This is a genomic window from Kitasatospora sp. NPDC056531 (assembly GCF_042794375.1).
Taxonomy (GTDB): Bacteria; Actinomycetota; Actinomycetes; order Streptomycetales; family Streptomycetaceae; genus Kitasatospora.
Genome location: NZ_JBHTTU010000063.1, coordinates 23,387 through 39,363 on the forward strand (window position 1 = coordinate 23,387; position 15,977 = coordinate 39,363).

Consider the following 15,977-nt stretch of genomic DNA (forward strand, 5'->3'; position numbering starts at 1 on the left):
GACCCCTTCGATCACCGTCCGTAGCGGGCGGCCCGGTCACGCCACCGGCAGCCAGCCCGTCTGGACCATCTGTCCGTTGGTCGCGCGGCGTGACACGTAGACGCCTCGGCCGGGCGGCAGCGCCTGCGGCTTGACGGTGCCCAGCAGTGCGCCCTCGTCCCGGTTGCCGGAGAGGATCACGCCCTGCCCGCCCAGCTCGCGCATCCGCTGGATCACCGGCTCGTACAGCGACCGTCCGGCGCCGCCCGCGCTGCGGGCCACGATCACCCGCAGGCCGATGTCGCGGGCGAACGGCAGGAACTCGGCCAGCGGCGCCAGCGGGTTGCCCGAGCTGGTCGCGACCAGCTCGTAGTCGTCGACGATCACGAACATGTCCTTGCCGCTGTACCAGCTGCGGTTGCGCAGCTGCTCGGCGGTCACGTCCGGACCGGGCAGGCGGCGGGCGCAGGCCCCGCGCAGCATGTCGACGATCGCCGACATGGCCGGCTGCGCCGCCGCGTACTCCACCAGGTACTCCGGCGGCACGGTGCCCAGCAGCGCGCGCCGGTAGTCGCCGACCACGATGCCCGCCTGCTCCGGCGTGTAGCGCTCGGTGATCTGCTTGATCAGCATGCGCAGCACCGCCGACTTCCCCGACTCGGTGTCGCCGAAGACGATGAACAGCGGGTCGGTCTCGAAGTTGACGAACACCGGCGCCAGCTCGGCCTCGTCCACGCCGAAGGAGATGCCGCGCTCCGGGTACTCGGAGCCCTTCGGCAGCGAGTTCCCGTCCAGCACGGCCGGCAGCATGCGCACCTGCGGGGCGCGCGGGCCGGTCCAGGCCCCGTCGACCGCGCTGATCAGGCCGGCCACGCCGTCCTGCAGGTCCTCCACCGAGGAGGAGCCGTCCAGGCGCGGCAGGCCGGACAGGAAGTGCAGCCGGTCCGCGGTGACGCCGCGACCGGCCAGCGGCGGGACGTTCTGCGCCACCCGGCGGTCCACCTCGGACTCCATCGCGTCACCGAGCTTCAGCTCGATGCGGTTCTGCAGCAGGTCCTTCAGTGCCGGGCGGACCTCCGCGTAGCGGGTCGCGGTGATGATCAGGTGGACGCCGTAGCCGAGGCCGCGCTGGGCGATGTCGCCGATCACCGGCTCCAGCGCCTCGAACTCCTGCTTGAAGGTGTTCCAGCCGTCGATCACCAGGAAGACGTCGCCGAAGGCCTCGTCCGGCAGCTGACCGGCCGCCCGCCGGGCCCGGTACGTCCCGATGGTGTCGATCCCGGCGCTCCGGAACAACTCCTCGCGCCGGTTCATCACCCCGTGCACCTCGGAGACCATCCGGCGCACCTTGTCCACGTCCAGACGCCCGGCCACCCCGCCGACGTGCGGCAGCCCGGTCAGCGACTGGAAGCTGCCCGCGCCGAAGTCCAGCAGGTAGAACTGCACCTCGCGCGGGGTGTGGGTGACGCCGAACGAGGCCACCGCGGTGCGCACCACGGTCGACTTGCCCGAGCGCGGGCCGCCCACGACCAGGCCGTGGCCGGCCGCCCCCGCGTAGTCGACCTCCAGGATGTCGGTCTTCTGCTCGCGTGGCTTGTCCACGACGCCGATCGGCGTCCGCAGCCGGCCGCCGGGGTAGCCCGGCGCGGTCAGCCCGCGCTCCGGGACGACCTGCAGCGGCGGCAGCAGGTGGTCGATGCTCGGCGCCTCGTCCAGCGGCGGCAGCCACACCTGGTGCGCGGCCGGACCCTGGCCGGACATCCGCTGGACGAACACGTCCAGCACGGTGTCCACCAGCGCGTCGTCCTGCTCCGGCGCCTGCGGAGCCTCCTCCTCCACCGGGTCCGGCAGCTCCACGTAGGCCGCGGTGAACTCCGCCGGGCGGGCGTTCACCCGGCGTCCGCCGGTCGACCGCTGCTGCCCCGGCGCCCGGTACGGCCCCGAGACGTACGCGGCCTTGAACCGGTCCATCACGTCCTCGCCGAACTTCAGGTAGCCGACACCCGGCACCGGCGGCAGGTGGTACGCGTCCGGCACCCCGATCGCCGCCCGCGACTCGGCCGCCGAGAAGGTGCGCAGACCGATCCGGTACGAGAGGTAGGTGTCCAGGCCGCGCAGCTTGCCCTCCTCCAGGCGCTGCGAGGCCAGCAGCAGGTGCACCCCCAGCGATCGGCCGATGCGGCCGATCTGGATGAACATCTCGATGAAGTCCGGCTTGGCGGTGAGGAGTTCGGAGAACTCGTCGATGATCAGCACCAGCGAGGGCAGCGGGTCCAGCGCCGCGCCGGCCGCCCGGGCCCGCTCGTACTCGTGGAGGTTGGCGTAGTTGCCGGAGCGGTGCAGCAGCTCCTGTCGGCGCTGCAGCTCGCCCTCGATCGCGTCGCGCATGCGGTCGACCAGGGTGAGCTCGCCCTCCAGGTTGGTGATCACCGCGGAGGTGTGCGGCATGTCCGCCATGCCGGAGAAGGTCGCACCGCCCTTGAAGTCGGCGAGCACGAAGTTGAGCGTCTCCGAGGAGTGGGTCATCGCCAGCGCCAGCACCAGGGTGCGCAGCAGCTCCGACTTGCCGGAACCGGTCGCGCCGACGCACAGGCCGTGCGGACCCATGCCCTCCAGCGCGGCCTCCTTGATGTCCAGGTAGACGTGCTCGCCGTTGGCGCCGACGCCGATCGGCACCCGCAGCCGCTCGTGCTGGGGGCGGGAGCGCCAGCTGCGGCTCACGTCGAAGGAGCCCGGGTCGCCCGAGTTCATCATGTCGGTGAAGTCCAGGTTGGACAGCAGCGGTTCGTCGTCGCCGCCGGCCGAGATCCGGTACGGCGCCAACTGCCGTGCCAGCGCCTCGGACTGCCACACCGAGAGCAGGTCCGGCTTGCCGGTGTAGGTCGCTCCGGAGGCCGAACGCAGCACCAGCTCCTCGGAGTTGACCGTCACCATCAGGTGCCCGCTGGGCTCGTCCACCTCGCCCGGGACGACCTCGATGACGGTCACCCCCTGGACGCCCTCGGCACCGGCCAGCAGCGAGTCGTGCGGCACCCCGGCGCCGTCCATGACCACCACGATGTGCGGCTGGTCCGCCGCGGGCGCGGCGTCCCGGACGAAGCGCTGGCGGCCGGCCAGCTCGTCCTGCAGCAGGTACTCCAGGTCGCCCAGGTCGGTGGCGAACAGCCGGCGCGAGCCCGCGCCGTCGCTCTCCTTGCGGTGCTGGTTGTGCGGGAGCCACTTGGTCCAGCCCCACTCCTCGGCCGCGCCGGGCGCCACCGCGACCGCCACCAGCAGGTCGTCCGGCGAGTGCAGAGTGGTCAACTGGGCGATCATCGCGCGCACGTTGCCGTACACCGAGTCCGGGTCGCCGCACACCGTGATGTGGTAGAAGGCCCGCAGCGACACCGCCAGCGGCAGGTCCTGCAGGGTGCCGTGCGCCTTCAGGAAGGAGTGCATCGCGGCCGCCGACAGCGGCTCCAGCTCGTCCATCGGCGCGGTCTGCGGTGCCACCAGCGGGGTGGACAGCTGCACCGGCCCGAGGCCCACCCGGATCTGCGCGAAGTCCCCGTCCGAGGTCCGCCGTTCCCACAGCCGCCGGCCGTCCTCGACGATCGACCACAGCTGGTCCGGCGCCGGGTTCAGGAACAGCAGCGCGCCGCGCTGGCTCTCCGCGGTGCGGCGCACCTGGCGGCGCGTCTGCTGCAGGTACTTGAGGTAGTCGCGCCGCTCGTCCGCCATCGCGGTCGAACCGCCCTTGCGGGCCCGCACGATCTGGGCCAGCACCATGCCGACCGTCGAGGCGACCATCAGACCGCCCATGATCTTCATCGGGGCGGCCGCGCCGGGCGAGAAGAAGAACACCGCCGAGCCGCCCATGCCGAGCATCGGCAGGATGCTCATCAGCCAGTCCTCGCCGCCCTGTCGGGGCAGCTCGGGCGGAGTCACCAGCTCCACCGGCTCGTCCGGCACGGTCGGCGGGTACGCCCTGGCCGGTCGCTTGACCGTGATCACACCCATGTGTCATCCACCCCGCGGCGTCGATCGATCACTTCGGCATCAGCCCTCACGCGACTGCGTACGGCCCGTACGGGACGGTTGTGGCTGAGGACGCCCCACACAGCGCAGCCCCCGTACTACCTTGCGCAGGCGCCGATCCTACATAGCGGTGTGTTCCGGTCCCGGCCGCCCCCGCACCGCCCGCCGCCCCGCACCGGCGCCGGGCACGAACCGAACGGGTAGGGTAACGCCGCGCCAACTCGCGGCCCGGCCGGGCCGGTTCCACAGCCACACCGCGCGCAGCCGTGCCGCGGCACCGTCAACAAGGGGGAGCGCCAGTGCGTCGAAGGATCGAGGTGCAGCCACCTATGAGCGAGCGGAGCGAGCTCATCATCGAGAGCTGCCCGTTGCGCGAAGCGCCTGGCGAGCGGAGCGAGGTGGGCGCATGAGCGCGGCTGCCACCGGTTACTGCCGGGTGACCGTCGTCGCCCCCGATCGCAAGATCGACGTCGCCCTGCCCGAGGACGTCCCGCTCGCGGACGTCTACCCCGAGGTGCTGCGGCTGGCCAAGCAGAGCCAGCCCGAGGGCGCCCCCACCGGCTTCCACCTGGTCCGCCGCGACGGCACGGTGCTCGACAGCAGCCTGCCACTGTCCGCCCAGCAGGTCCGCGACGGAGACCTGCTCGCGCTGCGCCCCTTCGCCGAGTCCCTCCCGCCGGCCGTCTACGACGACGTCGCCGACGCCATCGCCGGCGCCGTCGAGGCCGACCGCCGGTTCTGGACCGTCGACCTGATGCGCGGCTTCGGCCTGATCGGCACCGGGGTGCTGCTCACCCTGCTCGGCTTCGCGCTCTGGTTCTCCGACCTGCGCCACGACATGCACGGCCTGCCCGGCATCCTGGCCGGCGTCACCGCCGTCGTGCTCACCGCGCTCGCCGGGGTGCGCGCCCGGGTCTACCAGGACGCCCACTCCGCCCTCGCGCTCGGCCTCGGCGCGCTGCCGCACGCCATGATCGGCGGCAGCGGCATCCTCGCCGTCGCCCACAAGTGGGACGGCCCCGGCCGGCTCCAGTTCCTGACCGGCTGCGTCGCCGTCCTGGTGGTCGCCGTGCTGCTGGCCGGACTGCTGCCCGAGAAGGACGCGGTGTTCGTCGCCGCCGCCTTCGTCGCCACCGCCGGCTCGCTCGCCACCTTCACCGCCGTGCTGATGCCCGGCACCCCGGCCGGGAACATCGCCGCCGTCGCCGGAGTCGCCGCCGTGGCCGCGGTCGGCTTCCTGCCCAGCCTCTCCGCCCGCTTCGCCCGGCTGCCGGTCGGCTTCAGCGCCCCCGGCCAGACCCGCACCCGCAGCCGCGACTACGACGAGGAGGCCGAGCGCGCCGAGGCCGTCCAGTACGAGAAGATCGCCCACCAGGCGCGCCGCGGCCACGAGGTGCTGGTCGGCCTGGTCGGCGGCTGCGCCGCGGTGGTGGTCGGCGCCTGCGCCGTCCTCGCCTTCACCGACCGGACCTTCCCCGAGGTGCTCGCGCTGGCCCTGGGCATCGCCACCATGCTGCGCGCCCGGCTGTTCCGCTACACCGCGCAGGTCCTCAGCCTCACCGTCGCCGGCCTGCTGGGCCTGTGCCTGCTGATCGTCGGGCTGTCCCTGCACACCCCGCAGTTCGTCCTGCGCGCGGCCGGCTCCTCCACCGAGCTCGACCTGCGCACCATCTGGCTGGCCGCCTCCATCGCCTTCGGCGCCGCGCTGCTCACCGCGATCGCCCTGGTGGTGCCCAGGCTCGGCGTCTCCCCGTTCTGGGGGCGCATCCTGGACCTGGTCGACAGCCTCACCCTGATGTCCCTGGTGCCGCTGGCGCTCGCCGTCCTGAACATCTACCGGCTGGTCCGCGGCGCCACCGGCTGACCCCGTCGCCCGCCACCACCCTTGTCGGGAAGTGCTCCGCCACCCCTCGTGAGGCCCGCCGGCCAGCCGGGTGGGCGGCACTGGTACGCTTGGCCTCCGAGCGCAGCCGTGTGTCCGCCCCCGGCGGGTCGCCCAGCGACGAATCCGGAAGGGTACGGGCCGCGCTCATCGACACCGAGTTCTCGCAGAGTCCTGTGCTGTCGACCAGGACCGCTCGGTAAGACCTTGAAGGAGTTGCAAGTGGCTCTCGCCTCTGACGTCAAGAAGCAGATCATGGCCGAGTTCGGTACCAAGGAGGGCGACACCGGCTCCCCCGAGGTCCAGGTGGCCATGCTGTCCCGTCGCATCTCGGACCTGACCGAGCACCTCAAGACCCACAAGCACGACCACCACTCGCGTCGTGGTCTGCTGATCCTGGTCGGCCAGCGCCGTCGCCTGCTGCAGTACCTGGCCAAGAAGGACATCGAGCGTTTCCGTACGCTCGTCGACCGCCTGGGCATCCGCCGCGGTGCCGCCGGCGGCGCCCGCTGAGAACGCCGCTCGGGGCGGCTCCCCACACCGGGGAGCCGCCCCTCGCGCGTATGCCGCGGCGGCCAGCGACAACTCGCCGCCCGCGGTACCCGGACATAACAACTCGCGCGCACCTCCCCAGGTGGCCGAGGATTGCACCGTAGGGTTGTGGGCATGCCGGGTGATGGCGCACCAGCGCGCCACCCGGGCAGAAAGACCCGAAACCCCCCGCGGGACGAAGGCTTCAAACGGAAGCCGCCCGCATCCGAGAGAGCGTCCAGACGCGAACCGCCCGTCCCGGCCCGGCAGCCGTGAGGCGCCGGTCCTCGGTAGTGGCCCCCGGAACCCCCGCAGTCGAGCGGGGCACGCCGGAGGCTTCGATCGAAGACCGGCCCGACTGCCGCCCTCCCTGGCAGGAGGGCCCCAGGGCCAAACGCAAGGCAGTGCGCGGGGGCGCTCTCCCGGAGACGTACGAAAGAGGAGATCTTCCAGGTGGAAGAGAACGTGTTCTACGCCGAGGCCGTGATCGACAACGGTTCCTTCGGCACCCGTACCATCCGCTTCGAGACCGGCCGTCTGGCCCGTCAGGCCGCCGGCTCCGCCGTGGCCTACCTGGACGACGACACCATGGTGCTGTCGGCCACCAGCGCGTCCAAGCAGCCGAAGGAGCACTTCGACTTCTTCCCGCTGACCGTGGACGTCGAGGAGCGGATGTACGCCGCCGGCCGCATCCCCGGCTCGTTCTTCCGTCGCGAGGGCCGGCCCTCCGAGGACGCGATCCTCACCTGCCGCCTGATCGACCGCCCGCTGCGCCCGTCCTTCGTCAAGGGCCTGCGCAACGAGGTCCAGGTCGTCTGCACCGTGATGGCGCTCAACCCCGACCACCTGTACGACGTGGTCGCCATCAACGCCGCCTCCGCCTCCACCCAGCTGGCGGGCCTGCCGTTCTCCGGCCCGATCGGCGGCGTGCGCGTCGCGCTGATCAAGGGCCAGTGGGTCGCCTTCCCGACCCACAGCGAGCTGGAGTCGGCCGTCTTCGACATGGTCGTCGCCGGTCGCGTCCTGCCGGACGGCGACGTCGCGATCATGATGGTCGAGGCCGAGGCCACCGACAAGACCATCAAGCTGGTCGAGGGCGGCGCCGAGGCGCCGACCGAGGAGGTCGTGGCCGCCGGTCTCGAGGCCGCCAAGCCGTTCATCAAGGTGCTGTGCGCCGCGCAGTCGCAGCTGGCCGCCCAGGCCGCCAAGCCGACCGCCGAGTTCCCGGTCTTCCTGGACTACCAGGACGACGTCCTCGCCGCGCTGACCGCCGCCGTCAAGGACGAGCTGGCCCAGGCCCTCACCATCCCGGGCAAGCAGGAGCGCAACAACGAGCTGGACCGCGTCAAGGCGGTTGCGGCCGAGAAGCTGCTCCCCGAGTTCGAGGGTCGCGAGAAGGAGATCAGCGCCGCCTACAACGCGCTGACCAAGAAGATCGTCCGCGAGCGCGTCATCACGGACAAGATCCGCATCGACGGCCGCGGCGTCACCGACATCCGCACCCTGGCCGCCGAGGTCGAGGCCATCCCGCGCGTCCACGGCTCGGCCCTGTTCGAGCGCGGCGAGACCCAGATCCTGGGTGTCACCACGCTGAACATGCTGCGCATGGAGCAGCAGCTGGACACGCTCTCCCCGGAGACGCGTCGCCGCTACATGCACAACTACAACTTCCCGCCGTACTCGGTCGGCGAGACCGGCCGCGTGGGCTCGCCCAAGCGCCGCGAGATCGGCCACGGCGCCCTGGCCGAGCGGGCCATCCTGCCGGTGCTGCCCACCCGCGAGGAGTTCCCGTACGCCATCCGCCAGGTCTCCGAGGCGCTCGGCTCCAACGGCTCCACCTCGATGGGCTCGGTCTGCGCCTCGACCATGTCGCTGCTGAACGCCGGTGTGCCGCTGAAGGCCGCCGTCGCCGGCATCGCCATGGGCCTGATCTCCCAGGAGATCGACGGTGAGACCCACTACGTCGCGCTGACCGACATCCTGGGTGCCGAGGACGCGTACGGCGACATGGACTTCAAGGTCGCCGGTACCCGCAACTTCATCACCGCGCTGCAGCTGGACACCAAGCTCAACGGCATCCCGGCCTCGGTGCTGGCCGCCGCGCTGAAGCAGGCCCGCGACGCCCGCCTGCACATCCTCGACGTGATGAACGAGGCCATCGACTCCCCGGACGAGATGTCCCCGAACGCGCCGCGCATCATCACCATCAAGATCCCGGTGGACAAGATCGGTGAGGTCATCGGCCCCAAGGGCAAGATGATCAACCAGATCCAGGAGGACACCGGCGCCGAGATCACGATCGAGGACGACGGCACCATCTACATCGGTGCCGCCGACGGTCCGGCCGCCGAGGCCGCCCGCACCACGATCAACCAGATCGCCAACCCGACCATGCCGGAGGTCGGCGAGCGCTACCTGGGCACCGTGGTCAAGACCACGACCTTCGGCGCGTTCGTCTCGCTCATGCCGGGCAAGGACGGCCTGCTGCACATCTCGCAGATCCGCAAGCTGGCCGGCGGCAAGCGCGTGGAGAACGTCGAGGACGTCCTCGGCGTCGGCGCCAAGGTGCAGGTCGAGATCGCCGAGATCGACCCGCGCGGCAAGCTCTCCCTGATCCCGGTCATCGAGGGCGAGGAGGGCGGCGAGGCCGCTTCCGAGTGAAGCGCCGCTAGCTGACCCCTTGCGGCCCGTACGCCTCCCGGCGTGCGGGCCGCACCCTGTTGTCCACGCGTTCGTCCGCACGTGCCTTTTCCACGTGCGTTTTGTCTGGAGGTATCCCCCGTGGCCCAGGCCCCGGCGGTAAAGCAGCGACCCGGCACCACCCGGACCCTGCTCAAGGGCGTCGACGGCGCCGGCACGGTGCGCCGCACCGTACTGCCCGGCGGCCTGCGGGTCGTCACCGAGACCCTGCCGACGGTGCGCTCCGCGACCTTCGGCATCTGGGTCGGCGTCGGCTCGCGGGACGAGACCCCGCAGCTCAACGGCGCCACCCACTACCTGGAGCACCTGCTCTTCAAGGGCACCGAGCGGCGCAGCGCGCTGGACATCTCGGCCGCCCTGGACGCGGTCGGCGGCGAGATGAACGCCTTCACCGCGAAGGAGAACACCTGCTACTACGCCAGGGTCCTGGACACCGACCTGCCGCTGGCCATCGACGTGGTCTGCGACATGCTCACCGGCTCGCTGATCCGCACCGAGGACGTGGAGGCCGAGCGCGGCGTCATCCTGGAAGAGATGGCGATGGCCGAGGACGACCCGGGTGACGTGGTCCACGACCTGTTCGCCAAGGTGATCTACGGCAGCGGCCCGCTCGGCCGCCCGATCCTCGGCACCCAGGAGACCATCAAGGCGCTCACCCGGGACCAGGTCGCCGGTTTCTACCACCGCCGCTACCGCCCGGAGCACCTGGTCGTCGCCGCGGCTGGCAACCTGGACCACCGCAAGGTGGTCAAGCAGGTCGAGCAGGCCTTCGCCCCGGTGCTGGCCCGCTCCACCGCCGCCCCCGCCGAGGCCCGCCGCGGTGTCAAGGCACTGCGCACGGCCGGCCGGGTCGAGGTGCTCAACCGCTCCACCGAGCAGGCCCACCTGGTGCTGGGCGTGCCCGGGGTGCCCCGGCACGACGAGCGCCGCTGGGCGATGGGCGTGCTCAACGCGGCCCTGGGCGGCGGGATGAGCTCCCGGCTGTTCCAGGAGGTCCGGGAGAAGCGCGGGCTGGCGTACTCGGTCTACTCGTACTCCTCCTCGTACGCGGACAGCGGCCTGTTCGGCATCTACGCCGGCTGCCAGCCCAAGCGGGTCGAGGAGGTGCTGCGGATCTGCCGCGCCGAGCTGGCCAAGGTGGTCGCCGAGGGCATCACCGAGGAGGAGCTGCACCGCGCGATCGGCCAGATCTCCGGCTCCACCGTGCTCGGCATGGAGGACACCGGGTCGCTGATGAACCGGATCGGCAAGGCCGAGCTCAGCTACGGGCACCACCTGTCGGTGGACGACATGCTGGAGCGGATCGCGGCCGTGACCCTGGACGACGTCCATGCGGTGGCCCGTGATGTGCTGGGCGCGTACCGGCCGTCTCTGGCACTGATCGGCCCGGTCAACGACAAGCGGGCCGCGAAGCTCGCGGATCTGCTGGTCTGAGATTGCCCGGTCCGGGATTGCCTGGTCTGAGTTTGCTGGTGAGAGGACTTTCGCTATGACGCTGCGTGTCGCCGTGATCGGCGCCAAGGGCCGGATCGGCTCCGAGGCGGTCAAGGCCGTCGAGGCCGCGCCGGACCTGGAGCTGGTGGCCACCCTCGGCCGCGATTCCAAGCTGGAGGAGCTGACCGGGGCCGGGGCCCAGGTCGTCGTCGAGCTGACCCACCCGGACTCGGTGATGGGCAACCTCGACTACTGCCTGCACCACGGCATCCACGTGGTCACCGGCACCACCGGCTGGACGGACGAGCGGCTCGCCACCGTCCGCGGCTGGCTCGGCCAGGCCCCGGAGCTCGGCCTGCTGATCGCGCCGAACTTCTCCATCGGCGCGATCCTCGGCATGAAGTTCTCCCAGATCGCCGCCCGGTACTTCGAGTCGGTCGAGGTGGTCGAGCTGCACCACGACCGCAAGGCCGACGCCCCCAGCGGCACCGCCACCCGCACCGCCCAGCTGATCGCGGCCGCCCGCGCCGAGGCCGGCCGCCCCCGGCAGCAGGACCCGACCACCCACAGCCTGCCCGGCGCCCGCGGCGCCGACGTGGACGGGGTGCCGGTGCACGCCGTACGGCTGCGCGGCCTGCTCGCCCACCAGCAGGTGATGTTCGGCGACACCGGCGAGACGCTCACCATCCGGCACGACTCGCTGCACCACAGCAGCTTCATGCCGGGCATCCTGCTGGGCGTGCGCAAGGTCGTCGAGACGCCGGGGCTGACCTTCGGCCTCGAACACTTCCTGGACCTGTGACTGTGCTAATTCCTGGGAGAGTGGCATGACCTCTCGTACCGGTTTCTTCGTCCTGTCCGGCGTGCTGCTGGTGGTCGCCCTGCTCTGCGTGGGGGAGGGCGTCCAGCTGATCGCCACCGGCAAGCCGCTCGGCATCGGCATCGGCATCTGTGCTTTCGTGATCCCGGTGATCGGCGTCTGGTTCCTGCGCCAGACCGTCCGCTTCGGCCGGGCCAGCGAGCAGCTCGCCCACGAGCTGGAGGCCGAGGGCGGCCTGCCGGTGGACGAGCTGAAGCGCACCACCGGCGGGCGGATCGACCGGGCCTCGGCCGACGCGGTGTTCGCCCGCCGCCAGGTCGAGGCGGAGGCCGCGCCCGGCGACTGGCGGGTCTGGTTCCGCCTCGCCGTGGCGTACGCCGACGCCGGCGACACCCCGCGCGCCCGTAAGACCATGCAGCACGCCATCAAGCTGCACAGCACCGAACCCGCAAGGAGTAACGCGTGAGCGACGAACCGACGGCCCCCAGCTTCCGCAGCGACGTGACGGTGGAGCTGGTCCGCAGCGCCGCCGCCGACTCGGACGTCATCTGGGCGGCCCGGGTCTCGACCGCGGGCGAGCAGTCCCTGGAGGCGCTCCAGCAGGACCCGGAGAAGTCCAAGGGCCTGATCAACTTCCTGATGCGGGACCGGCACGGCACGCCCTTCGAGCACAACTCGATGACCTTCTTCATCAGCGCGCCGATCTTCGTGTTCCGCGAGTTCCACCGCCACCGCAGCGGCTGGTCGTACAACGAGGAGTCCGGCCGCTACCGCGAGCTGCAGCCGGTCTTCTACGTCCCCGGCGAGGACCGGATGCTGGTCCAGCAGGGCCGCCCCGGCAAGTACGAGTTCACCGAGGGCACCCCGGAGCAGCACAAGACCACGACCGGGGCGATGGAGGCCGCGTACCGCGAGTCCTACGCGCGCTACCAGGAGATGCTGGCGGCGGGCGTGGCCCGGGAGGTGGCCCGCGCGGTGCTGCCGGTCGGCCTGTTCTCCTCGATGTACGCGACCTGCAACTCGCGCTCGCTGATGCACTTCCTCTCGCTGCGCACCAGGCGGGAGAACTCGGCGGTGCCGTCGTTCCCGCAGCGCGAGATCGAGATGGTCGCCGAGCAGATGGAGCAGCAGTGGGCCCAGCTCATGCCGCTCACCCATGCGGCCTTCGAGAAGCACGGTCGAGTCGCCCCCTGACCTGGGACGACAGGCATATGGGCAGAGTATCTGGCATGTCTGGATTGCGGCTTTTCTAGCCGCTCCCTAGATTCGTGACCACGGATTCCGGTGCTGCCTGAACCCCCGAGCGGGCAGTACCGGAATCCCATCTCCTGCCCCTGACCTGCTACACCTGTCCGAACCCTGGACCGGCATGGGTACCGCCCCACCACCTACGAGTAGTTTTGGACCCATGGCTCCGACCTCCACCCCCCAGACGCCGTTCGGCCGGGTGCTGACCGCGATGGTCACCCCGTTCACCGCCGACGGCGGACTCGACCTCGACGGCGCCCAGCGCCTCGCCACGCACCTCGTCGACTCCGGGAACGACGGCCTCGTCGTCAACGGCACCACTGGCGAGTCCCCGACCACCAGCGACGCCGAGAAGGCCCAGCTCGTCCGCGCCGTGGTGGAGGCGGTCGGGGACCGGGCGCACGTGGTGGCCGGCGTCGGCACCAACGACACGCACCACAGCGTCGAGCTGGCCCGCCAGGGCGAGGCCGCCGGGGCGCACGGCCTGCTGGTGGTCACGCCGTACTACAACAAGCCCCCGCAGGAGGGCCTGTACCGGCACTTCACGCAGGTCGCCGACGCCACGGGCCTGCCGGTCATGGCGTACGACATCCCGGGCCGCAGCGGGGTCGCGCTGAGCCACGAGACGCTGGTCCGGCTCGGCGAGCACCCGCGGATCGTCGCCAACAAGGACGCCAAGGGCGACCTCGGCGCCGCGGCCTGGGCGATCGCCCGCTCCGACCTCGCCTGGTACTCCGGCGACGACATCCTCAACCTGCCGCTGCTGTCGGTCGGGGCCGTCGGCGTGGTCAGCGTCGTCGGACACGTGGTGGCCGGTGAGCTGAGGACGATGATCGAGGCCTACCTGGCGGGTGATGTGGCCAAGGCCACCGCGATCCACCAGGGCCTGTTGCCCGTGTTCACGGGTATGTTCCGCACCCAGGGCGTGATCCTCGCCAAGGCCGCGCTGGGGCTCCAGGGTCTGCCGGCCGGCCCGCTGCGGCTGCCACTGGTCGGCGCGACGCCCGAGGAGATCGACCGATTGAAGCAGGATCTCGCCGCCGGCGGGGTACACCTCTAGCAGACACAGACGTGCGCGCCCCGGCTCGCCGGACCCTCACGGGACCGCCGCTGGACCGGACCGAAGGCGCGAGAGCACCGACCCGGTAGGAAAACAACACTGAGTACGCACGCCATATGTCTCCAGGGGAGGACCCCGGGCATATGGCGTGCGTCGTGAGGAGAGTCTTTTGAGCCACCCGCACCCCGAACTCGGCGCGCCCCCGGCCCTGAAGGAGGGCGCCCTCCGTATCACTCCGCTCGGCGGCCTCGGCGAGATCGGCCGCAACATGACGGTCTTCGAATACGGGGACCGCATCCTGATCGTCGACTGCGGCGTCCTCTTCCCCGAGGACGAGCAGCCCGGCGTCGACCTGATCCTCCCGGACTTCAGCTACATCCGGGACCGCCTCGACAAGGTCGACGGCATCGTCCTCACCCACGGGCACGAGGACCACATCGGCGCCGTCCCCTTCCTCCTCCGGGAGAACCCGGACATCCCGCTGATCGGTTCGAAGCTGACCCTGGCGCTGATCGAGGCCAAGCTCGCCGAGCACCGCATCCGGCCGTACGTGCTGGAGGTCAAGGAGGGCGAGCGCGAGCGCATCGGCCCCTTCGACTGCGAGTTCATCGCGGTCAACCACTCCATCCCGGACGCGCTCGCCGTCGCCGTCCGCACCCCCGCCGGCATGGTCGTGGCCACCGGCGACTTCAAGATGGACCAGCTGCCGCTGGACGGCCGCCTCACTGACCTGCCGACCTTCGCCAAGCTGGCGGAGGAGGGCCTGGACCTGCTGCTGGTGGACTCCACCAACGCCGAGGTCCCCGGCTTCATCCCGCACGAGCGGGACATCTCGGCGGCGCTGCGGAACGTTTTCGCGAACGCCGACCGGCGCATCATCGTCGCCTCCTTCGCCAGCCACGTGCACCGCATCCAGCAGGTGCTGGACGCCGCCCACGAGTACGGTCGCAAGGTCGCCTTCGTCGGCCGCTCGATGGTCCGCAACATGGGCATCGCCCGCGACCTCGGCTACCTGAAGGTCCCCGGCAACCTGATCGTGGACGTCAAGCAGCTGGACGACCTCCCGGAGAAGGAGGTCGTGCTCATCTGCACCGGCTCGCAGGGCGAGCCGATGGCGGCGCTCTCCCGGATGGCCAACCGCGACCACCAGATCCGCATCGTCGAGGGCGACACCGTCGTCCTGGCGTCCTCGCTCATCCCGGGCAACGAGAACGCCGTGTACCGCGTGATCAACGGCCTGACCCGCTGGGGCGCCAAGGTCGTGCACAAGGGCAACGCGAAGGTGCACGTCTCCGGCCACGCCTCGGCCGGCGAGCTGCTCTACTTCTTCAACATCTGCAAGCCGCGCAACCTGATGCCGGTCCACGGTGAGTGGCGCCACCTGCGGGCCGCCGCCGAGCTGGGGATCGCCACCGGTGTGCCGCGCAACCGCGTGGTCATCGCTGAGGACGGCGTCTGCGTCGACCTGGAGAAGGGCGTCGCCCGGATCGTCGGCAAGGTGCAGGCCGGCTACGTCTACGTGGACGGCGCCTCGGTCGGCGACATCACCGAGGCCTCGCTCAAGGACCGCAAGATCCTCGGCGAGGAGGGCTTCATCTCGGTCTTCGTCGCGGTCGACTCGACCAACGGCAAGATCGTCGGAGGTCCGACCATCCAGGCCCGCGGCTCCGGCATCGAGGACAGCGCCTTCGTGCCGGTGGTCTCCAAGCTCCAGGAGGCCCTGGACCGCTCGGCCAGCGACGGCGTGCTGGAGCCCCGCCAGGTGCAGCAGCTGGTCCGCCGGACCATCGGCAAGTGGGTTGCGGACAACTACCGCCGTCGGCCTATGATCCTGCCGGTCGTCGTCGAGGTCTGAGCCTCCTCCGACCCGCTGAGGCTGGTTTGACGTGGGGCAACCCGGTGCGTAATGTTCTCCGGGTTGCCCCACGGGACGAGCCCCAAGGAAGTCCTCGAATCTGAATTCGAGAACGGCCGGGAAAACGGACCGAGAAACTCTGATAGAGTTCGGGAGCGCCGAAAGGCGAAAGCCAAATCGGATGAATGAAACTCCGGTAAACGGAGCGGAAAACATCTGATAAGCTGGAAACACGAAAGAACGAAGCGCCCGGAGGGCCCGCTGGAAGGCGGCCTGAAGGAAGCGTCCGTTCCTTGAGAACTCAACAGCGTGCCAAAAGTCAACGCCAGATATGTTGACATCCCCGGCCTCAGGGTTTCCTGGGGTTGGAGATTCCTTTTGAAATAACACTAGCGAGGACGCAGTGCGCGGGGCCGCCCTATTCCGGTGGTTGCCGTGCCGCTCAACGCGG

General features: G+C 70.7%; 10 protein-coding genes. 9 read left to right on the forward strand and 1 reads right to left on the reverse strand.

Annotated features, from left to right (window positions below; genetic code table 11):
- Nucleotides 1-36: 36 nt before the first annotated feature.
- Nucleotides 37-3,978 (reverse strand): type VII secretion protein EccCa, encoded by a 3,942-nt coding sequence (eccCa, locus tag ACFQ87_RS33625; RefSeq protein WP_380614690.1) that lies wholly within the window; start codon nt 3,976-3,978, stop codon nt 37-39.
- Nucleotides 3,979-4,402: 424 nt separating this feature from the next.
- On the opposite strand from eccCa, the gene eccD reads away from it, so the two are divergent.
- From eccD to ACFQ87_RS33670, 9 genes are all read left to right on the forward strand, one after another.
- Entirely contained in the window at nt 4,403-5,860 is a 1,458-nt protein-coding gene (eccD, locus tag ACFQ87_RS33630) for a type VII secretion integral membrane protein EccD (RefSeq protein WP_380614691.1), read from the forward strand.
- Between the two features lie 240 nt (nt 5,861-6,100).
- Nucleotides 6,101-6,391: a 30S ribosomal protein S15 gene (rpsO, locus tag ACFQ87_RS33635; RefSeq protein WP_030062424.1), complete on the forward strand. Its 291-nt coding sequence runs from the start codon at nt 6,101-6,103 to the stop codon at nt 6,389-6,391.
- Between the two features lie 471 nt (nt 6,392-6,862).
- Nucleotides 6,863-9,070 carry a polyribonucleotide nucleotidyltransferase gene (locus ACFQ87_RS33640; RefSeq protein ID WP_380614692.1) on the forward strand — a complete coding sequence of 736 codons (2,208 nt, stop codon included), beginning with the start codon at nt 6,863-6,865 and terminating at the stop codon, nt 9,068-9,070.
- 120 nt (nt 9,071-9,190) lie between these two features.
- Nucleotides 9,191-10,543 (forward strand): M16 family metallopeptidase, encoded by a 1,353-nt coding sequence (locus ACFQ87_RS33645; RefSeq protein ID WP_380614693.1) that lies wholly within the window; start codon nt 9,191-9,193, stop codon nt 10,541-10,543.
- A gap of 55 nt (nt 10,544-10,598) precedes the next feature.
- A complete protein-coding gene (gene dapB, locus ACFQ87_RS33650; RefSeq protein WP_380614694.1) occupies nt 10,599-11,345 on the forward strand; it encodes a 4-hydroxy-tetrahydrodipicolinate reductase in 747 nt (248 codons plus the stop codon).
- A 25-nt stretch (nt 11,346-11,370) separates the two neighbouring features.
- Nucleotides 11,371-11,829: a hypothetical protein gene (locus ACFQ87_RS33655; RefSeq protein ID WP_380614695.1), complete on the forward strand. Its 459-nt coding sequence runs from the start codon at nt 11,371-11,373 to the stop codon at nt 11,827-11,829.
- Complete coding sequence (gene thyX, locus ACFQ87_RS33660) at nt 11,826-12,557, forward strand: FAD-dependent thymidylate synthase (protein WP_380614696.1); 732 nt, start codon at nt 11,826-11,828, stop codon at nt 12,555-12,557. Before ACFQ87_RS33655 ends, thyX begins: the two co-directional genes overlap by 4 nt.
- Before the next feature lie 214 nt (nt 12,558-12,771).
- Nucleotides 12,772-13,671, forward strand: coding sequence for a 4-hydroxy-tetrahydrodipicolinate synthase (gene dapA / locus ACFQ87_RS33665; RefSeq protein ID WP_380614697.1), 900 nt, complete (start codon nt 12,772-12,774; stop codon nt 13,669-13,671).
- Between the two features lie 169 nt (nt 13,672-13,840).
- Entirely contained in the window at nt 13,841-15,526 is a 1,686-nt protein-coding gene (locus tag ACFQ87_RS33670; protein WP_380614698.1) for a ribonuclease J, read from the forward strand.
- The last annotated feature ends 451 nt before the right edge of the window (nt 15,527-15,977 follow it).